19 protein-coding genes, 1 tRNA gene and 2 rRNA genes (1 of these 22 running past the window's edge) are annotated in these 17,582 nt (G+C 62.7%); 7 read left to right on the top strand and 15 right to left on the bottom strand.

Going from position 1 to position 17,582, the window contains the following annotated elements; translation table 11 throughout:
• Positions 1–3: 3 nt before the first annotated feature.
• The 4 genes from FJ443_RS16555 to FJ443_RS16540 all read right to left on the bottom strand — a co-directional run bounded on the left by FJ443_RS16555 (position 4) and on the right by FJ443_RS16540 (position 4,214).
• Complete coding sequence (locus FJ443_RS16555; protein WP_140500435.1) at positions 4–750, bottom strand: ATP-binding cassette domain-containing protein; 747 nt, start codon at positions 748–750, stop codon at positions 4–6.
• Positions 743–1,804: a ribose ABC transporter gene (locus FJ443_RS16550; protein ID WP_140500436.1), complete on the bottom strand. Its 1,062-nt coding sequence runs from the start codon at positions 1,802–1,804 to the stop codon at positions 743–745. Before FJ443_RS16550 ends, FJ443_RS16555 begins: the two co-directional genes overlap by 8 nt.
• A gap of 99 nt (positions 1,805–1,903) precedes the next feature.
• Entirely contained in the window at positions 1,904–2,881 is a 978-nt protein-coding gene (locus tag FJ443_RS16545; RefSeq protein ID WP_140500438.1) for an ABC transporter substrate-binding protein, read from the bottom strand.
• Positions 2,882–3,308: 427 nt separating this feature from the next.
• Entirely contained in the window at positions 3,309–4,214 is a 906-nt protein-coding gene (locus FJ443_RS16540) for a sugar-binding domain-containing protein (protein ID WP_140664902.1), read from the bottom strand.
• Positions 4,215–4,499: 285 nt separating this feature from the next.
• Between FJ443_RS16540 and FJ443_RS16535 the strand changes: the two genes are divergently transcribed.
• Together FJ443_RS16535 and FJ443_RS16530 are read left to right on the top strand one after the other, a co-directional pair.
• Positions 4,500–5,408 carry a tagatose-bisphosphate aldolase gene (locus FJ443_RS16535; RefSeq protein ID WP_140664899.1) on the top strand — a complete coding sequence of 303 codons (909 nt, stop codon included), beginning with the start codon at positions 4,500–4,502 and terminating at the stop codon, positions 5,406–5,408.
• 35 nt (positions 5,409–5,443) lie between these two features.
• Entirely contained in the window at positions 5,444–6,898 is a 1,455-nt protein-coding gene (locus FJ443_RS16530; RefSeq protein WP_140664897.1) for an ROK family protein, read from the top strand.
• A gap of 78 nt (positions 6,899–6,976) precedes the next feature.
• On the opposite strand, the gene FJ443_RS16525 is transcribed toward FJ443_RS16530, so the two are convergent.
• Both FJ443_RS16525 and FJ443_RS16520 read right to left on the bottom strand, forming a co-directional pair.
• The gene (locus FJ443_RS16525; protein WP_140664894.1) at positions 6,977–7,588 is read right to left on the bottom strand and encodes an NAD(P)-dependent oxidoreductase; all 612 of its coding nucleotides are present in this window, start codon (positions 7,586–7,588) and stop codon (positions 6,977–6,979) included.
• Between the two features lie 36 nt (positions 7,589–7,624).
• Entirely contained in the window at positions 7,625–8,266 is a 642-nt protein-coding gene (locus tag FJ443_RS16520; protein WP_140664891.1) for a DsbA family protein, read from the bottom strand.
• A 134-nt stretch (positions 8,267–8,400) separates the two neighbouring features.
• On the opposite strand from FJ443_RS16520, the gene FJ443_RS16515 reads away from it, so the two are divergent.
• Positions 8,401–9,318 (top strand): LysR family transcriptional regulator, encoded by a 918-nt coding sequence (locus FJ443_RS16515; protein ID WP_140664889.1) that lies wholly within the window; start codon positions 8,401–8,403, stop codon positions 9,316–9,318.
• 87 nt (positions 9,319–9,405) lie between these two features.
• Here FJ443_RS16515 and FJ443_RS16510 read toward each other — a convergent pair whose 3' ends face one another.
• The 4 genes from FJ443_RS16510 to FJ443_RS16495 all read right to left on the bottom strand — a co-directional run bounded on the left by FJ443_RS16510 (position 9,406) and on the right by FJ443_RS16495 (position 12,428).
• Positions 9,406–9,675 carry a DUF982 domain-containing protein gene (locus tag FJ443_RS16510; RefSeq protein ID WP_348641934.1) on the bottom strand — a complete coding sequence of 90 codons (270 nt, stop codon included), beginning with the start codon at positions 9,673–9,675 and terminating at the stop codon, positions 9,406–9,408.
• Between the two features lie 366 nt (positions 9,676–10,041).
• Positions 10,042–10,353 carry a hypothetical protein gene (locus tag FJ443_RS16505; RefSeq protein WP_246681221.1) on the bottom strand — a complete coding sequence of 104 codons (312 nt, stop codon included), beginning with the start codon at positions 10,351–10,353 and terminating at the stop codon, positions 10,042–10,044.
• Positions 10,354–10,424: 71 nt separating this feature from the next.
• On the bottom strand, positions 10,425–12,056 hold the full coding sequence (groL, locus tag FJ443_RS16500) for a chaperonin GroEL (RefSeq protein WP_140513825.1): 1,632 nt from the start codon (positions 12,054–12,056) through the stop codon (positions 10,425–10,427).
• Positions 12,057–12,113: 57 nt separating this feature from the next.
• Entirely contained in the window at positions 12,114–12,428 is a 315-nt protein-coding gene (locus FJ443_RS16495) for a co-chaperone GroES (RefSeq protein ID WP_140513826.1), read from the bottom strand.
• Between the two features lie 336 nt (positions 12,429–12,764).
• On the opposite strand from FJ443_RS16495, the gene FJ443_RS16490 reads away from it, so the two are divergent.
• Both FJ443_RS16490 and FJ443_RS16485 read left to right on the top strand, forming a co-directional pair.
• Complete coding sequence (locus tag FJ443_RS16490; protein ID WP_224518916.1) at positions 12,765–13,106, top strand: hypothetical protein; 342 nt, start codon at positions 12,765–12,767, stop codon at positions 13,104–13,106.
• Positions 13,107–13,130: 24 nt separating this feature from the next.
• Positions 13,131–13,409 carry an usg protein gene (locus FJ443_RS16485; protein WP_140500453.1) on the top strand — a complete coding sequence of 93 codons (279 nt, stop codon included), beginning with the start codon at positions 13,131–13,133 and terminating at the stop codon, positions 13,407–13,409.
• A 123-nt stretch (positions 13,410–13,532) separates the two neighbouring features.
• Here the strand turns inward: FJ443_RS16485 and FJ443_RS16480 are convergent, their stop codons facing one another.
• Together FJ443_RS16480 and FJ443_RS31180 are read right to left on the bottom strand one after the other, a co-directional pair.
• Complete coding sequence (locus tag FJ443_RS16480) at positions 13,533–13,850, bottom strand: DUF982 domain-containing protein (RefSeq protein ID WP_140500455.1); 318 nt, start codon at positions 13,848–13,850, stop codon at positions 13,533–13,535.
• A gap of 91 nt (positions 13,851–13,941) precedes the next feature.
• The gene (locus FJ443_RS31180; RefSeq protein ID WP_181165362.1) at positions 13,942–14,091 is read right to left on the bottom strand and encodes a hypothetical protein; all 150 of its coding nucleotides are present in this window, start codon (positions 14,089–14,091) and stop codon (positions 13,942–13,944) included.
• A 26-nt stretch (positions 14,092–14,117) separates the two neighbouring features.
• On the opposite strand from FJ443_RS31180, the gene FJ443_RS16475 reads away from it, so the two are divergent.
• Both FJ443_RS16475 and FJ443_RS16470 read left to right on the top strand, forming a co-directional pair.
• Positions 14,118–14,600 carry an Hsp20 family protein gene (locus FJ443_RS16475; protein ID WP_140500457.1) on the top strand — a complete coding sequence of 161 codons (483 nt, stop codon included), beginning with the start codon at positions 14,118–14,120 and terminating at the stop codon, positions 14,598–14,600.
• Between the two features lie 78 nt (positions 14,601–14,678).
• Complete coding sequence (locus FJ443_RS16470) at positions 14,679–15,185, top strand: Hsp20/alpha crystallin family protein (RefSeq protein ID WP_140584074.1); 507 nt, start codon at positions 14,679–14,681, stop codon at positions 15,183–15,185.
• A 292-nt stretch (positions 15,186–15,477) separates the two neighbouring features.
• Here the strand turns inward: FJ443_RS16470 and FJ443_RS16465 are convergent.
• The 3 genes from FJ443_RS16465 to FJ443_RS16455 all read right to left on the bottom strand — a co-directional run.
• Positions 15,478–15,554, bottom strand: a tRNA-Met gene (locus FJ443_RS16465).
• 234 nt (positions 15,555–15,788) lie between these two features.
• A 5S ribosomal RNA gene (gene rrf / locus FJ443_RS16460) occupies positions 15,789–15,903 on the bottom strand.
• A 272-nt stretch (positions 15,904–16,175) separates the two neighbouring features.
• A 23S ribosomal RNA gene (locus FJ443_RS16455) occupies positions 16,176–17,582 on the bottom strand; it runs 1,404 nt beyond the window's last position.

Genomic DNA, 17,582 nt, shown 5'->3' with positions numbered 1-17,582 from the left:
GCCTTAGCCGCCGACCATCAGCCTGACGACCTCGTCATGGTTGGTCTCGGAAATCTTGCGCTCGCCGGCCTGGATCCCACGCCGCAGCACGACGATGCGATCGGAAACGGCGAAGATGTCCTGCAGATTATGCGAGATGAAGATCACGCCGCGCCCTTGCGCCTTGAGCTGATGGATGAGCGAAATCACCTTGCGCTGCTCCGGCACGCCGAGCGCGGCCGTCGGTTCATCCATGATCAGGATCTGCGCATCCCAGTAGACGGCGCGGCCGATGGCCACGGCCTGGCGCTGGCCGCCGGAGAAATTGCTGACCGGCGCGTTCAACCGGCTGACGTGGAAGTCCAGCCGCTTCATCGTCTCCCTGGCGGCCTCTGCCATGGCCTTGCGGTCGAGCACCGGCAGGAAGCCGAACGCCTTGCGCATCGGTTCGCGGCCGAGGAAGATGTTGGCACCGATCGACAGATTGTCGGCCAGCGCGAGATCCTGGTAGATCGTCTCGATGCCCTTTTCGCGCGCCTCCTGCGGCGTGGCGAAAGCCACCGGCTGCCCTCTGAGCAGGATTTCTCCGCCCGTCGGCTGGAACACGCCCGATATTGCCTTGATCAGGGTCGTCTTGCCGGCGCCATTGTCGCCGGCAAGCGCCACCACTTCGCCCGGCCGCACGGCCATGGAGAAATCGTTGAGCGCCCGTACCGCACCGAAGTGCTTGGAAAGGTTCCGGACTTCGAGGAGGGGCTCGGTGCTATTCATCCTGACGGGCTCCACTGAACCGGCGCTGCGCCTGGTCGATGAGAACGGAAATGATGATGACGACGCCGACGGCGATGAACTGCCAGAACGGCTCCACATTGACGAAGACCAGCCCGTATTGGATGACCGCGATCACCAGCGCGCCGGCGACGGTGCCGAAGATGGTGCCGGAGCCGCCGAACAGGCTGGCGCCGCCGATCACCACCGCCGCGACGCTGTCGAGCAGCAGCGGTTCGCCGGCCTGCGCTGCCCCCGCCGTGAAGCGCGCGGCATAGAGCGCGCCGCCAAGGCCGGCGCACATTGCCGACAGCACATAAAGCCGCAGGATATGGCCCCTGATGTCGATGCCGGCGCGGCGCGCGGCCTGCACATTGGCGCCGATAGCGTAATTGTGCTGGCCGAACCGGGTCTGGCTGAGCAGATAGTGCATCACGACGACGAAGACAGCGGCGATCATCACCAGATAGGGCACGCCATGGAACTTGCCGTTGCCGAGCAGTGCGAACCAGGAATTCTGTACCGGCACCGTCGTGCCGCCGGCAAGCAGGAAGGCGACACCGCGGGCGACGCCGAACATGCCGAGCGTGCCGATGAAGGGCGGGACCCTGAGCCGCGAGATCAGCAAGCCGTTGATGACGCCGGGCACGCCGGCCACGATCACCGCGGCAAGGATGCCGGCCAGCATGGCCAACGGCAACGGAATGGCGGCGCCCGCCATGTTGGTGGCATGCGCGGCGATGACCGCCGCAAGGCCCATGATGAAGCCCAGCGACAGGTCGATGCCGCCTGAAATGATGACGAAGGTCTGCCCGGTCGCCAAAAGCAGCGGCGCCACGGCGAAGATCGCGATGGATTGAAGATTGAACGGATTGAGCACGAAAGTGGCGCCGAAGGCGCTCCGCGACCAGATCTCGAAACAGATGATCAGGCCGGCGAGAAACAGCCAGGCGCGCCCCTCGGCGATGCGTGCGATCCAGCTCCTGGCGGGATCGCCGTGGTCAGCCTGGGGGGCGACATGCTTCTCGGCTGGCTGTGCTGGTGATGTCGAGGTCATGAGTACTCCGCGGCGCGGCTGCCTTCAAACAGGTCCCGCCCTGGCGGGACCGGCACAGGCTCCTCCCGGCGCACCGGGAAGAGCCAAGCTGGTCCGGACTTACTCGGAGTAGAGATACTTCGAGATGTTCGGATCGGCGATGTTGGACTTGTCCATGATCGTGAAGCCGGTGCCGATCGTGACCGGGATGGATTGGCCGGTCAGGTGGGCATAGGCCGAGACGACGCCGAAATAGCCGATCTCTGCGGGATGCTGGGCGATCGCCACATCCACAAGGCCGGTGTTGATGTTGTCGACGATGCTGGTCGGAGCATCGAAGGCAACCACTTTGACGGTGCCCGTCTGCCCTGCCTGCTTGACGCCATTGGCGGCGCCCAGCGCCGAGAACAGATTGGCGCCGAACACGCCGACGAGGTCGGGGTTGCGCGCGAACACCGCCTGCAGCTGCGAGGCCGCCTTGTTGGCGTCGTCGTCATTGAACTGGGTCTCGAGAACGGTGATGCCGGGATGGTTGGCCATCTCCTTCTTGAAGCCTTCCTCGCGCTGGTCGGTGGTCGAGATGCCGGGCTTGACGTTGGAGACGTAGACCTTGCCCTTGTCGCCGACGGCCTTGGCAAGCGCCCGCGCCGCGATTTCGCCGCCCAGCACATTGTCCGAAGCGATGTAGGCCAGCGGGAAATCGGCGTCACCCGCTCCGGTCTGATAGGCGCCGGTGCCGATGAACGTATCCACGGTGATGACCGGAATGCCTGCGTCATTGGCCTTGCGCAGCGGCTCGACCAGCTGGACCTTGTCGGTAGGCGCGATCAGGATCGCGTCCGGCTTCTTGGCGATGACCGCGTCGAGCACCGGCACCTGGGTGACCGGATTGAACTCAGGAGCGCCCTGGAAGACCAGGTTCACGCCAAGGGCGTCGGCCGCGGCCTGGGCGCCCTTGCGCATGGTGATGTAGAAACCGTCGGTGGTCAGGCCCGGAACGAGCGCGATGGTGTATTTCTTGTCCTGCGCCTGCGCGGGCGCGATAAGCACCGTCGCGCTGACGGCGAGAGCCGCAAGCGCGGCAACGATCTTCTTCATGACATCCTCCTCATTGTGTTGGCAGATCTGCCGTTGCAAGTGACATCGAATGGCCGTCGTCCGCTTGGGACAAGACGGCCGGGAACGCCTGTTTGCTTTTCGCGGGCAGCTCCTCCCAAGCGCCCTCCAGTCGATATGTCAGCCGGTCCAGCCGACCGGCACGATAGCCACGGTCACGTCCTCGCCTCCGCGAGGTCAGAGAACCACGGCACCCGGCATGCGTTGCACGCCAAGTTCACAAACTTGTAACACTTTGCAGAAATAAATTGCAACTCGGTTTTCCGGGTCGCAACGCCGGATTTTTCACGCAACATCCGACTGCTCCACAAAGTCCCGCCGAACTATTGCCTCGACTTCTCGGCGGCACAACCGATTTCGTAAAATCGCCCTCGCGAACTGGAATGCGGCGGCGGGGCGGCGGGCGGCACTATCGCGGCGGCAGGGTAGCGAGGATGGCTTGCGCCGTCTTCGTATCCGTTATCACGGCGTTGATCAGCTGAGCGCGAGCGGCGCCGATGATGGCCGTCGCCTTTTCCGGCGACGCCGCGACACCGATCACCAGCGGCACGGCGCGGAGCTGCGCCGGCGACATAGCGATCATCCGGCCCTCTCCTTCCCAGGCGATCAGCGCGCCATCGGCATGGAAATAATGCCGAAGGACATCGCCGGCCGCATGGACCAGCGCCTGCTCGCTCGGCGTGGCGGCGCTCGCCTCGGGTGCATTGATGGCATGCGGCAGGCCGATGCCGACGATCGCCACATCGGTCCTGTCCCACAGCGCGACGGCATCGCTGATGGCGGCATCACCAAGGAAGACTTCACGCAATTCACTGGAAGGCAGATAGGGCGCATGAATGAAGTGCGGTATCCCGCCGAACTCCTCGGCGGCGAGGCGGACGAATTCGTTGACCTGAAAATGCGCCGCGTGCTGCTGCATGCCGCCGGTGGCGGCAACGGTCAGCACGCCCGGAATGCGCGGCAGGCCGGCGCGGATCACCTCGCGCACCGCGCGCCCCCAGCCGATGGCGACCACGGAGCCGGCCACCAATTGCGCCTGCTTGAGAATGCCGCCGAGCGGGCCGGCCAGCGCCGTCAGCGCGCCTGCGGCCGGCGTCTCGACCACCGCTGCGTCACGCAGGCCTAGCCTATCGATCAGCTGTCCGGTGATCTCCTCAGGTCCCGCCAGGTCGAGAACCTCGATACGGACGATCCCTTCCGCCCGTGCCCGCTGCAAGAGGCGCGATATGGTCGCGGTGGAGACGCCAAGCTGCCGCGCGATATCGACCTGCGACATCTCCGCCTCGTAATGCAGTTTGGCGACCGTGTGCAGCATCGTGCGCGATGCGGTCGCATCCTGGATGGGAGGGACAGCCAGCTTGCAATTCCTTTCAGCAACGTGTTACACACGTATACGCCGATGGGAGTTATCGCGCAAATCCGGCGAACTCGCAACTTGAGGCCGTCCTGCCCAGGCGCCGGCAAGGTGTGCTTTTCCGGGCAATCGACGGCGCATCAAGACGGCAATTCTCCCCTGCCGGCAGGCGGGCAAAAACTGAACATTCTTGTTTCCACGGGATCCGCGCCCTCGGCCAGAGAGCGCCAACATCGGACAGAGACCATGACAAAGATGACCACCGCGGAGCTGCGCGGCTATCAGCAGATATGCGGCAAGGACGGGGCCATGCTGGCCATCGCCTGCGACCAGCGCGGCGGCATGCGCACCTTGCTGGCGTCGGATCCGGCCGAACAGGCCAGGATCACCAACGACATGCTCGGGGACACCAAGGCCGACATAACGCGCTACCTTGCAAGTGCTGCGTCCTGCGTGCTGCTCGACCCGCTCTGCGCGGTGCCGCGGGTTGTCGAGGAGGGCGTGCTGAACCGCGATACCGCGCTGCTTATCGGCCTCGACGCCTCGGGTTTCGACGTCTCGCCTGAAGGCTATCGCCTGTCGCGCCTTGTCCCCGGCATCGATGCGCGCCGCGTGCGCGAACTGGGTGGCACGGGCGGCAAGATCATGGTGTATCTGCGGGCCGACAAGCCCGAAGCGAATGAGCACAACATTGCCATCCTGCGCCAATGCATCGCCGATTTCGGGCAGGAAGATTTGTTGCTCGTCGTCGAATTCCTGACCTATCAGCTCGAAGGCGAAAGCTCGGAAGATTATGCGGCGAAGACGCCGTGGCTTGTCGAGGAAGGCACAAGGATCTCGCTGGAGTGCGGGGCGAAGGTGCTGAAGCTTCCGTATCCCGGAACGCCGGAAGCCTGCGCCAACATCACCAGAATGGCCGGCGAGGTGCCGTGGGCGGTGCTTTCGGCCGGCGTCAACCACGCCACCTTCCTCGGCCAGGTCGAGATTGCCATGCAGAACGGCGCCTCCGGCGTCATCGCCGGCCGCTCGCTGTGGAAGGACTGCATCTCGCTCGATCGTGACATTCAGCGCGAAAGGCTTAAGACCATCGCGGTGCCGCGATTGCATGAGATCCAGGCGGTGATCGGGCATCACCGGCGCAAGGTCGCCGCCTGATATCTGCGTTGGATCACCGGCACGTGCAGGACGTCATGCCTCTCAGCATAGGTATAGATATAGGCGGCACCAATCTGCGGGCCGCCCGCATTTCGGGCACCGGCGAAATCCTCGAACGTCTGTCCGAAAAGAGCGCGCCAGACCCGCAGGCTGTGCTCTCGCGGATCGCCGGGATGGTGCGCCGGCTTGACACAGCGGAGGTTTCGGCCATCGGCATCGGTGTCCCCGGTCGCGTCGACGCGCACCGCCGCGCGGTCCTGTCCGGCGGCTACGTCAATCTGGCCTCCGTCTCGCTGGCGCAGCGCCTGGAGGACATGGCCGGCAAGCCCGTCGTCATCGACAATGACTGCAACATGGCACTGGTCGCCGAGATGGCGCTCGGCGCCGGCCGGGGCCACGACGACATCGCCATGTTCACCATCGGCACCGGCATCGGCGGGGCCGTCGCTCAAGATCGGCGGATCGTGCGTGGCCGGGCAACGGCAGGGCAGCTTGGCCACATCACCGTCGACGTCAATGGCGAGATCTGCGCCTGCGGCCGGCGCGGTTGTGTCGAGACCACCAGTTCAGGCACCGCGCTTGGCCGTCACATCGCGCGCGCCGGCTTGCGTCCCGACCTTTCGGTCGACCAGCTCTTTGCCCGCGACGCCGCCGGAGACGTCCAGGCGCGCGCTACACTCGAAGCCTGGGCAATGCCTTTGCGTGCCGCCATCGATACCAGCGTCGCCATGTTCGACCCCGGTGTCGTCCTGCTCGGCGGCGGTCTTGGCTGGGCGGCACACAAGGCGCTCGGCCGCGCGCCGGCCCTGGCGCCGTGGTACCAGTGCCCGGTCGAGCCGGCGCAGCTCGGCGACGACGCCGGCGTGATCGGGGCGGGATTGCAGGCGCTGGCCGGAACAGACATGGCGACAGCGCCGATTCTTGGCCGGCATTTTGTGCAAGCCGGCGCGGCCAGGCGCGCCGTGCTGGTCAACGGCATCCCGGCCAGCGGCAAGAGCACGGTGTCGCGCGGCATCGCCGACCGCATGGGATGGCCGTTGCTTGCGCTCGATACGATCAAGAATCCATTTCTCGAAGCGCTCGGCGGCGGCGACCGCGCCTTCAACCGCACGCTCGGCCGGGCCAGCTATCAGGCGATCTGGTCAGTCGTCGGCGAAGCCCCGGCGGGCTCCACATTCATCGTCGACGCCTGGTTCGGTTTCCAGCCGCGCGAGCTGCTCGAGGATCATCTCAGGAATGCCGGTGTCGAACAGACTTTCGAAATCTGGTGCCACGCGCCGGGCGAGGTTTTGGCCGAACGCTATGGCGCCCGGCTCGGCCAGCGTCCCGCCGGCCATCCAGGCGCGGCCTATATCCCCGAACTGATCGAACTCGCCAGGCGTGCCGAACCGCTGCGGCGCGGCCCGCTCTTCGACGTCGACACGACGAAACCGATCGACTTCGACGCCATCACGGCATGGCTGCGAGCGATGATGACGGGCGACGTTTAGAACGTTGGTGGACAGGAAGCAGTTGGGCTCGCCAAATTGAAAAGCCGTTTCGTTTTCGAGCTGGCCAGGCCTGCCTAGTCAATAACCGACGGTGAAGCGCTGCTTTATGTGGGCGGGCTTCTCGATCTCGTCGACCATCGCGATGGCGTAATCCTCGAAGGAAATGCTGCTGCCCTTGTCCGAAGCCAGAAGCGTGTCCTTGCCGAGGCGGAATTTGCCGGTCCGCTCGCCCGGGATGAACATGGCGGACGGCGACAGGAACGTCCAGTCGAGGTCATCGATGGTCTTCAACTTGGCGAGGAAGTCGGCGCCCTTCTGCGCCTCGGCCTTGTAGATGTCGGGAAATTCGGGCGTGTCGACCAGCCGCTTGCCGGGCGCGACCTCAAGGCTGCCCGCACCGCCGACGACCAGGTAGCGCTTCACGCCGGAGGCTCGCACCGCGGCGATCAGCGTGTCGGCATCGCTGTCGAGGAAATGCACCGAACTGATCACCACATCGTGGCCGCGGATCAGCTTGGGCAGGCCTTCCATGTCGAAGACATCGCCCTTCCTGGCCGTCACGCCAGGCAGCGCCGCGATTTTTTCAGGATTGCGGGCGATGCCGGTGACTGTGTGGCCACGGCCGGAGAGTTCCTTGAGCAGGCGCGAACCGACTGCGCCCGATGCGCCGATGAGAGCGACTTTTGCCATGTCTTTTTCCATTCCTTGTTGGAGGTCGGTTGGGGGTCACGCGGCCGCGATATGAGCGAGGAGATTGTCGAAACTGCCGAACAGCGCGTTCGAACCGATGAGGCGCGGCGCATCGTTGCTGATGATGGCGAGCGAAGGCACGCCGTTGGAATGCAGGCGCTGGAACAGCGCGCGGCGGCCTCGGCCGACCAGTTCGCGGTGAGTTGTCAGCAATCCTTCGGTTGGCGCCTCCACCAGTTCACCGGCATCGGCCATGCCGGCGGCGGCGAGAACCTCGGCGACACCGCCGACCGTGACGATATCGCGCCCATCGACATAGCGCGCGTTCTGGATCGCCTTCAGCGCGGCGAGCCGGCGCTCGGGATCTTCCAGGCCCGCCGCGGTGATCGCGAGGGTCGCGGCATGGGAATCCAGCAACGTGCCGCGAACATTCAGCACGTTGTCCCGATAGCCCTGCGTGAAAACCTGTCCGGTCAAGCGCTCGATGCGCTGGTCGTTCGCCCAGGCATGGGCGGCAAAACCGCCATCCATCGGCCGGGCGCCTGCCCCCGAAAACAGGCCGGTCGGCAAGAGCTCGATGCGCACGCCGCTGGCGGACAGTTTTTCGAGCATCGGGCTTGCGCCATAACACCAGCCGCAGAGCGGATCGAAAAGGTAGGTCACTTCTGGATTGCCCACGGTCGCCCGGTCTCCGTTGCGGTGGCATTAGCTGCCCCGTCCGCCAAATGTCTTGGCTTACATGTGGCAGGTGATGGTCTTGCAATAAATGGTGCCCAATAATACAAACTGTCTGATCTAATCAGACAAAGCATGTGACCGAACTCCTCAATCTCAATCGGCTTGTCTATTTCACCACGGTGATGGAGACAGGCTCGTTCACCACGGCGGCGGACCGGCTTGGCGTGGCCAAGGCCGTGGTCAGCCACCAGGTCGGCAGGCTTGAACAGGAATTGGGCGCGACGCTCATGCGGCGCACGACGCGGCGTGTCACGCCGACCGAGGAGGGTCGCCTCTTCTACGACCGCGCGATGATCATCCTGCGCGAAGCCGAAGCGGCCTATGGCGAGATCTCGCACGGGGCAGTCGAACCCAAGGGAATGCTGAGGCTGGCCGCGCCGCTCGACTATGGCACGAAGATCGTTGCGCCGGTCATGGCCGCCTATCTCCGAACTTATCCGCATATGCGCGTCGAGGCGATTTTCGATGACGCCGTCAGCAATCTGGTGGACGAGCAGATCGACCTCGGCATCCGCGTCGGCTGGCTTGCGGATTCGTCCAATCAGGCGCGGCGCCTGGGCACGATACAGCAGGTCGTGGTGGCGAACACGACCTTCGCCGCAAGCCTGCCGCCCGATGTCACCCCGCGCCAGGCAAGATCGCTTGCCTGGGTCGGCAACGCCCAGCTGCGCGGCGTCGGCCAATGGCTGTTTTCAAGAGAGGGAGAAACGGTGTTGACCGAACTCAACCCGGTCATCATGTGCGACAAGAGCCCGGCGGCTCTTGCCTGCGTGCTCGCCGGTATCGGATTGGGCGTATTTCCCGACTACAGTGTCGGCGACGATATCGCCGAGGGACGTCTCGTGCCGGTATTTGCCGACTGGATGTTGCCTGCCGGCGGCATCCATGCCGTTTTCCCTCCGGCCCGGTTCCGGCCAGCCAAGGTCCGCGCCTTCGTCGAGTTGCTGGCGGCCGCCGAGAAGAAACGCTCGCGTCTCGTCGAAACGGCCTGAGGCGACGAGACAGCCCGCCAGCTCGAGGCTGACGGGCCGATCATTTTGGATCGCCGGGGCGCTCACCGATAGGTCGCAAATAGATACTCAATCCGCTCGCGCGGCGCGGCCACCGGATGCGATACTGGCAGGCGAGATCATATTCGGCACCAGAATGTCATTGCGGCGCGCGAAGGCGATCAAGGTCGCCCGCACGGTTTCCGCATCGATCTCGCCGGCAATGCCGGCTTTGCAAGCGTTGAGGGCGACGGCATGGGCGCCGTTCCGGCTGGCAACGGGCCAGTCCTGCAGCATGGCATATGCTTCCATCGCAGTCTCGATCGTCACCGGAAGCCCCATTCCGACCAAGATGGTCACGGGTTCTTCAAAGCGCATCTGTGCCATGATTTAAACCTTCCATTCGATGGCAAACGAACCGAAGCATGTCGGGCAGCCTGGTGCGCGAAGACAGGTCGGCGCGGATAGGGCGGGTGCGCCGGTGTCGTCGGATTTCCGGCGGCCGCGAGCCTGATCTCGGCTGGCTCGACCGGGCTTGGCTTGAGCACCGGCGAGCCTCGGCCGGGCGCCGGTAGCGCCTTATGCGCCTTGGCGAGCGCCTCGAGCCAGGCAAGGACGGAAAGCGGCGGCCGCGCCCGCCCATCGAGCCAGGCGGCGACCTGGCTTTGCGGGCAACCAAGCTCGTCGACGAGATCTGCCGCTTTCCACCTCAACGTTTTCAGGCATTCACGCAATTGGCCCACGATCATGTCGGTCCTCTTCCCAACCGGACATCGGTCCATCATTCGCTGTGGGGCTCAGATGATCGCGTCCCCCATCCCTGGTTGAGCCGCCGGAGCCTTCCGAGGCTGCCGACACATGCTGCGCGGCCAGGAACATCAGCGTCGACGCCGCCGTACGGCGGCTCCAGCCTGCGGACTCGGCCATGTCGAGAACGCTTATCAACAATGGCCCCAGCACGCTCCTGCATTCTGCCTCGTAGGCGAGAAATTCGTTTGCCGGATGCGTGGGCGCCGAAACCGAACCGATGCCGGTCATAGTGGTCTCTCTCCAAACTTTCCCGGGAAGCGCCCGCTCCCACTTGTGGGAGCGGGCGGCCTCCCAGCGTCCTAGAAGTCCATGCCCGCGCCAGCGGGCATGGCAGGGGTCGCGGCCTCCTTCTTTGGCTTCTCGGCCACCATCGCCTCGGTGGTGACCAGCAGGCCAGCGACGGAAGCGGCATCCTGAAGCGCGGTGCGCACGACCTTTGCCGGATCGATGACGCCTTGACCGTAGAGATCGCCGAACTCGTTGGTCTGGGCGTTCCAGCCCCAGCCGAACTCGCTCTTCTCACGCAGCTTGCCGACGATGATCGAGCCCTCGGCGCCGGCGTTCTCCGCGATCTGGCGCACCGGGGTCTCGATCGCACGCCGCACGATCTCGACACCGGTCCTCTGGTCGGCATTGTCGATCGGCAAGGCATCGAGCGCCTTGGCGGCCCGGAGCAACGCGACGCCGCCGCCCGGGAGTACGCCTTCCTCGACCGCCGCACGGGTCGCATGCAGCGCGTCGTCGACACGGTCCTTGCGCTCCTTCACCTCGACTTCCGTCGAACCGCCGACACGGATGACGGCGACGCCACCGGCGAGCTTCGCCAGCCGCTCCTGCAGTTTCTCGCGGTCGTAGTCGGAGGTAGTCTCCTCGATCTGCGCTTTGATCTGGGCGATGCGGCCCTGGATCTCTTCCTTGCGGCCAACGCCATCGACGATGGTGGTGTTTTCTTTTTCGATCACCACCTTCTTGGCGCGGCCCAGCATCTGCAGCGTGACGTTCTCGAGCTTGATGCCGAGATCCTCGCTGATCGCCGTGCCGCCGGTGAGGATGGCGATATCCTCCAGCATCGCCTTGCGGCGATCGCCGAAGCCGGGCGCCTTGACTGCCGCGACCTTCAGGCCGCCGCGCAATTTGTTCACGACCAGCGTGGCGAGCGCCTCGCCCTCGACATCCTCGGCGATGATCAGCAGCGGCTTGCCCGACTGCACGACTGCCTCGAGGACGGGGAGCATGGCTTGCAGGTTGGACAGTTTCTTCTCGTGGATCAGCACGTAGGGCTCTTCGAGCTCGACGCGCATCTTGTCCTGGTTGGTGATGAAGTACGGGCTGAGATAGCCGCGGTCGAACTGCATGCCTTCGACCACCTCCAGTTCGGTCTCGGCGGTCTTGGCCTCCTCCACCGTGATGACACCTTCATTGCCGACCTTCTCCATCGCCTCGGCGAGGAACCGGCCGATCTCGGGATCGCCATTGGCCGAAATGGTGCCGACCTGGGCGATCTCATCGTTTTTCGTCACCTTGCGAGCGTTGGCCTTCAGTTCGGCGACGACCGCCTCCACGGCCTTGTCGATGCCGCGTTTCAAATCCATCGGATTCATGCCCGAGGCAACGGCCTTGGCACCTTCCTTGACGATGGCTTGGGCCAGAACGGTCGCGGTCGTGGTGCCGTCGCCGGCGATGTCGTTGGTCTTCGAAGCGACTTCGCGCACCATCTGCGCGCCCATGTTTTCGAACTTGTCTTCCAGTTCGATCTCCTTGGCCACCGTCACACCATCCTTGGTGATGCGCGGCGCGCCGAAGGATTTATCGATAACGACGTTGCGGCCTTTGGGACCGAGCGTCACCTTCACCGCATTGGCCAGAATGTCGACGCCGCGCAGCATCTTCTCGCGGGCTTCGGTATGGAATTTCACTTCCTTGGCAGCCATTGGATCACTCCTTCAATTTAGGCAGCTTTCGTTGACTGATAACTTGGCAAGAAGCCGTCAGGCGGCCTTCTTCACGGTCGCGGTCTGCTCGATCACGCCCATCACATCGCTTTCCTTCATGATGATCAGGTCTTGGCCGCCGAGCTTGATCTCGGTGCCGGACCATTTGCCGAACAGAATGCGGTCACCCACCTTGACGTCGAGCGGCTGTAGCTGCCCGGCTTCGTTTCGGGCGCCGGGGCCGGCGGCGATCACCTCGCCTTCCTGCGGCTTTTCCTTGGCTGTGTCGGGAATGATAATGCCGCCAGCCGTTTTCTCCTCGGCTTCGATGCGGCGGACCAGGATACGGTCGTGCAATGGGCGGAACGTCATGTCGTTCTCCTTCAAGGACAAACAGTTTTTGAGGTTCCTCCGCGCCGGACCGGCAATATCGGCCCGGCACGAGGTGCCGCGACCCTTGTTCAGGCATCGCGCGCGCATATCGAGCTAGTTTTGGAATTTTCCGGTTTCAAGAGGTTGGCGCAAAAATTTTGGCACTCGTCGCACGAGAGTGCCAACGCGTTGTTATCATGCAGGAATTCTCACCAAGTCGACGATTTCACCGCTTGAATTTTGGTAGAGGGCCAACAAGATTATCCTGGCCGGCGCTGCCGAAGCACAGCCGGAAACTGGACGCTATCGAGGAGTTTTTGCAGACGGAGGACAACGATGGACCGACAGAAATTTTCGCCGATCATGCCTTCCCTGACTGACACGCCCGACACCTCGCTTGACCGGCTGCTTTCGCCGGCGAGGCACTTCAAACATCCTGACGAGGTATTGGAAGACGACGCGCTCGACCTCTGGGAAAAGCGGGCGATCCTGTCGTCTTGGGCCTCGGATGCCTGCGCGGTGGAGTCGATGCCGGAACTGCGCCTGCCGCCGGGAGTCGAGCGGCCGGTTTCCTTCGACCACGTCATGGAGGCCTTGTGCAAGCTCGACATCGACGTGCCGGCGCCGCGGTCCACGCCGGATGAATTCCGGCACGACTTCGCCAGGATGAATGCATGAGGTCGTAAGCGAAAGGAGAAACATATGGTGACTGCGGTCAGCAGAGAATTCCGCCTGCAGATGGATGGCTACGGCCTGACCACGGCCGAGATTCACTATCATATGCCTGACTACCCCAACCTGCTGCAGCTCTATGTCTGGCAGGAATACGACCTCGCTCCCGATTTCCCGGAGCTGAAGGGCTTCCTTGGCTATTGGGAAAGCGAACTGGACGGCACGCTGCATTCCGTGCGCGTCGCACATCATCGTCTAATCACACCGTCGGAATGGCGCGCCGTTGACGGCATCGTTGCCATCCATTGAGCGGATCACATTGAGCGGATCAAAAAACCTGAAGCGCGTCGCCTGCAACGCGGCGCGCTCAAAGGCTCGATTGAGCATACCTAAAATCAGAGTTCCCGAGCAGGATGAGTGATGGGATTCGTGTCATCCTGCTCTGACAGCCATCGGCTGGGCCGTCCTTGACATCGCCGCGGAACGGAATTGCTGGGGCGAAGCGGAGCGGCCCCTCGTCAGGCCGGCTCGCTTGGCCGCCTTCAAGAAGGCCTTGTAGGCGGCACGCCCGCTGCGCCAGCCATCCAGCGCATCACGGCATGCACGGCCGGCGGCGCGCCAGCTTGGTCCGCGCGCCCATTTCGGCCATTGTTGATCCAGGCATTCCAGAGCCTCGAAGCTGCTGGCGACCTTGCGTGGGGCGTCCGACAATTCGAGGGTAATCGGCTGGGGAAACCGAATATCGTTCATCACTTCCTCCGTTTTTTGACGTCTTTTTGCGAGTAAGCAATCGGATGGCGTCACCGGCGACCGTCCATCCGTGATCGAGATGGTCAGCCGTTCAGGCCGCGTCAAGGGCCGCCGGAATCTCGACGAGACGTTCGATCAGGCCTCTTGACGCCACGCCCGTCAGTTCCCAGATCGATTCCGCCGGCGCCGGAAGGGCCGGCAGGTCAAGGAGTGCCGCATCCTTGGCACTCCTCGTACCCATGTTGCTCAGCGAAGGAGGATATGGCTATGAGAACCGCTTTCGACTTTTCACCGCTCTATCGGTCGAGCATAGGCTTCGACCGCATTTTCGACCTGCTGGAGAATGCCAGCCGCACGGCGAACGTCGACAACTGGCCGCCCTACGACATCTCCAGGACCGGTGACGACGCCTACCGCATCACCATGGCGGTAGCCGGCTTCGGTCAAGACGAATTGAGCATCGTGCATGAACCCAACATGCTCGTCATCGCCGGCGAGCGTGCCGGAGAGGACAATGGCGAATACCTGCATCGCGGCATCGCCGGACGGCCGTTTGAGCGACGCTTCGAACTTGCCGACCATGTGAAGGTGACCGGCGCCGGCCTCGTCAACGGTCTCCTGACCGTCGATCTTCAGCGTGAGATTCCCGAAGAGATGAAACCGCGCAAGATCGAGATCGGCACCAGCATGGCCAAAGCCAAGGAAAAATCCGCGGCAAAGCCCGTGCAAGTGGAAAAACAGGCCGCGTGAGGCAATTCGGGTCAGGGCTTCCACCAACCGGACGCCGGTCGCCCGGTGGTGGAGACGCAAGCAAAGAGGAGAAAGACAATGAGCGTACGTGATCTCATTCCTTTTGGCCGGGAACGCGGACAGGTGCCCAGCCTTTTGCGCGATGGCGAACGTGATCCGTTCATGTCGTTGCACCGCGAGGTCAACCGTCTTTTCGACGATGTTTTCCGTGGTTTCGGTTCGGGGCTGCCGTCCTTGTCTTCCGTTGCCGCCGACGGCGCACGCTGGCCAAGCGTCGAGATCTCCGACACTGGAAAGGAGGTCCGTGTCACGGCCGAAGTGCCCGGCATGGAGGAAAAGGACATCGAGGTCCTGCTCGATGACGACGTGCTGACCCTGAAGGGCGAAAAGCGGTCCGAGACCGAGGACAAGGAGCGCCAGTTCTCCGAGCGCTATTACGGTCGTTTCGAGCGCCGCATTCCGCTCGGCATCGAGGTAGAGCAAGACAATGTCGAAGCGCGCTTCAGGAACGGCGTCCTGACGGTTACATTGCCGAAGACCGCGAGAGCGCAAGCGCAGGCAAAGCGGATCGAGATCAAGAGTTGAACCACCTATGCCGGCGGTGGGACAAACCCACCCGCCGGTTCTGGTCGAGACGGCAGTATTGACGGCTTACACTGCGGACGCGATCGCTTGCTGGCTGGATTATCTTCGGCGACAGGTCTGCCTTTTGTGCGGTGGCCCGCTGAACGCTTTGGCTTGGCTTGGCTTGGATTTCTTTTTGACCTTGGGCGTCGGCTTTGGGTGTTTGCTGGGCCTGTGATGAGGGTTCTCAAATCAGCGGGCGGCCATCAGTCGGATACAAGAACAGCCCGGGGTGAGCCGGGCTGTTTTGATTTGGTTGCGGGGACAGGATTTGAACCTGTGACCTTCAGGTTATGAGCCTGACGAGCTACCGGGCTGCTCCACCCCGCGCCACCTATGAGCAAGCGTGAGCTTGCTTCGACCTCTGGAAGCAGGTGTTTTCTGCTTCGATTTCTGGAAGCAGGTGTTTCTGCTTCGATGTTTGGAAGCGGGCGATTGCCTGCTTCGCGCCGCCAAATTGAAAGGGCCGCTTACGCGGCCCGTTGTCCCGTTGGCGGGCCTTGTTCGTGAAGAGAAGATTTCACATCCATCCGATTGGATGTGAGTTTAACGTGCGTTTGGCAGACCTGGCAGCGACCTACTCTCCCGCGTCTTGAGACGAAGTACCATCAGCGCTGGAGCGTTTCACGGCCGAGTTCGGAATGGGATCGGGTGCAGCCGCTCCGCCATAACCACCAGGTCGGCAAAACGCACGTTATTCGAGAAGCTGGGTTAGGGATTGGGCAGAAGGCAATAGTGAATAGGGGATGCCTATTCACTATTGGCTCGTTGCTCTTCACCTGTCTTTTTGTGCCTGAGCGACATCCACAGTTTGCTTTCGGGCGAAGCCCGCAAGCGCGACTGCGCGTCGCCGGTCGTCCGGCGCCCTCGCGGAGCATAGGCCCGTAAGGGCCGCTCATGCGTGAGCGCTGGCCAGACCATCGTGTTTCACGATGGGCATAAGGAATGAGAACGATCAAGCCGATCGAACTATTAGTACCGGTAAGCTTCAAGCGTTGCCGCTCTTCCACACCCGGCCTATCAACGTGGTCGTCTTCCACGGTTCTCAGGGAATACTCGTTTTAAGGTGGGTTTCCCGCTTAGATGCCTTCAGCGGTTATCCCGTCCGGATATAGCTACCCTGCTATGCGGCTGGCGCCACAACAGGTCCACCAGAGATCCGTCCATCCCGGTCCTCTCGTACTAGGGACAGATCCTTTCAATATTCCTACACCCACGGCAGATAGGGACCGAACTGTCTCACGACGTTCTGAACCCAACTCACGTACCGCTTTAAATGGCGAACAGCCATACCCTTGGGACCTGCTCCAGCCCCAGGATGCGATGAGTCGACATCGAGGTGCCAAACAACCCCGTCGATATGGACTCTTGGGGGTCATCAGCCTGTTATCCCCGGCGTACCTTTTATCCGTTGAGCGATGGCCCTTCCACGCGGGACCACCGGATCACTATGACCGACTTTCGTCTCTGCTCGACTTGTCAGTCTCGCAGTCAGGCAGGCTTATGCCATTGCACTCAGCGAACGATTTCCGACCGTTCTGAGCCCACCATCGCGCGCCTCCGTTACTCTTTAGGAGGCGACCGCCCCAGTCAAACTACCCACCATACATTGTCCCGGACCCGGATAACGGGCCGCGGTTAGACATCCATAGTGATAAGGGTGGTATTTCAAGGGTGGCTCCACCTGAGCTGGCGCCCAGGTTTCAAAGCCTACCACCTATCCTACACATGCCACTACGAATGCCAATGTAAAGCTATAGTAAAGGTGCACGGGGTCTTTCCGTCTAACCGCAGGAACCCCGCATCTTCACGGGGAATTCAATTTCACTGAGTCTATGCTGGAGACAGCGGGGAAGTCGTTACGCCATTCGTGCAGGTCGGAACTTACCCGACAAGGAATTTCGCTACCTTAGGACCGTTATAGTTACGGCCGCCGTTTACTGGGGCTTCGATTCAGAGCTTGCACCCCTCCTCTTAACCTTCCAGCACCGGGCAGGCGTCAGACCCTATACGTCGCCTTGCGGCTTCGCAGAGCCCTGTGTTTTTGATAAACAGTCGCTACCCCCTGGTCTGTGCCACCCTCCTCTGCTTGCGCAGAAAAGGGTCACGCTTCTTCCGAAGTTACGCGTGCAATTTGCCGAGTTCCTTCAGCATAGTTCTCTCAAGCGCCTTGGTATACTCTACCAGACCACCAGTGTCGGTTTCGGGTACGGTCTATAAGGAGGAGCTATTTCCTGGAACCACTCCGCTGCCCGTTCAATCCGATAAGATTGGACAACTTGTGTGATCCGTCACTACCTCCAGGCCCACGAATATTAACGTGGTTCCCATCGACTACGCGTTTCCGCCTCGTCTTAG

The sequence above is a fragment of the Mesorhizobium sp. B2-6-1 genome (assembly GCF_006440475.1).
Classification (GTDB): domain Bacteria; phylum Pseudomonadota; class Alphaproteobacteria; order Rhizobiales; family Rhizobiaceae; genus Mesorhizobium.
The sequence above is the reverse complement of the archived record's forward strand: the minus strand, read 5'-3'. Positions and strand labels throughout refer to the sequence as shown.

Excerpts from the sequence above, each read along its gene's own strand:
- FJ443_RS31180 (WP_181165362.1), bottom strand. The coding sequence starts at position 14,091 with ATGGGTACGAGGAGTGCCAAGGATGCGGCACTCCTTGACCTGCCGGCC.
- FJ443_RS16505 (WP_246681221.1), bottom strand. The coding sequence starts at position 10,353 with ATGACCGGCATCGGTTCGGTTTCGGCGCCCACGCATCCGGCAAACGAA.
- FJ443_RS16525 (WP_140664894.1), bottom strand. The coding sequence starts at position 7,588 with ATGGCAAAAGTCGCTCTCATCGGCGCATCGGGCGCAGTCGGTTCGCGC.
- FJ443_RS16550 (WP_140500436.1), bottom strand. The coding sequence starts at position 1,804 with ATGACCTCGACATCACCAGCACAGCCAGCCGAGAAGCATGTCGCCCCC.
- FJ443_RS16530 (WP_140664897.1), top strand. The coding sequence starts at position 5,444 with ATGCCTCTCAGCATAGGTATAGATATAGGCGGCACCAATCTGCGGGCC.
- FJ443_RS16535 (WP_140664899.1), top strand. The coding sequence starts at position 4,500 with ATGACAAAGATGACCACCGCGGAGCTGCGCGGCTATCAGCAGATATGC.
- groL (WP_140513825.1), bottom strand. The coding sequence starts at position 12,056 with ATGGCTGCCAAGGAAGTGAAATTCCATACCGAAGCCCGCGAGAAGATG.
- FJ443_RS16540 (WP_140664902.1), bottom strand. The coding sequence starts at position 4,214 with ATGCTGCACACGGTCGCCAAACTGCATTACGAGGCGGAGATGTCGCAG.
- FJ443_RS16545 (WP_140500438.1), bottom strand. The coding sequence starts at position 2,881 with ATGAAGAAGATCGTTGCCGCGCTTGCGGCTCTCGCCGTCAGCGCGACG.
- FJ443_RS16490 (WP_224518916.1), top strand. The coding sequence starts at position 12,765 with ATGGACCGACAGAAATTTTCGCCGATCATGCCTTCCCTGACTGACACG.
- FJ443_RS16495 (WP_140513826.1), bottom strand. The coding sequence starts at position 12,428 with ATGACGTTCCGCCCATTGCACGACCGTATCCTGGTCCGCCGCATCGAA.
- FJ443_RS16480 (WP_140500455.1), bottom strand. The coding sequence starts at position 13,850 with ATGAACGATATTCGGTTTCCCCAGCCGATTACCCTCGAATTGTCGGAC.
- FJ443_RS16555 (WP_140500435.1), bottom strand. The coding sequence starts at position 750 with ATGAATAGCACCGAGCCCCTCCTCGAAGTCCGGAACCTTTCCAAGCAC.
- FJ443_RS16475 (WP_140500457.1), top strand. The coding sequence starts at position 14,118 with ATGAGAACCGCTTTCGACTTTTCACCGCTCTATCGGTCGAGCATAGGC.
- FJ443_RS16485 (WP_140500453.1), top strand. The coding sequence starts at position 13,131 with ATGGTGACTGCGGTCAGCAGAGAATTCCGCCTGCAGATGGATGGCTAC.
- FJ443_RS16470 (WP_140584074.1), top strand. The coding sequence starts at position 14,679 with ATGAGCGTACGTGATCTCATTCCTTTTGGCCGGGAACGCGGACAGGTG.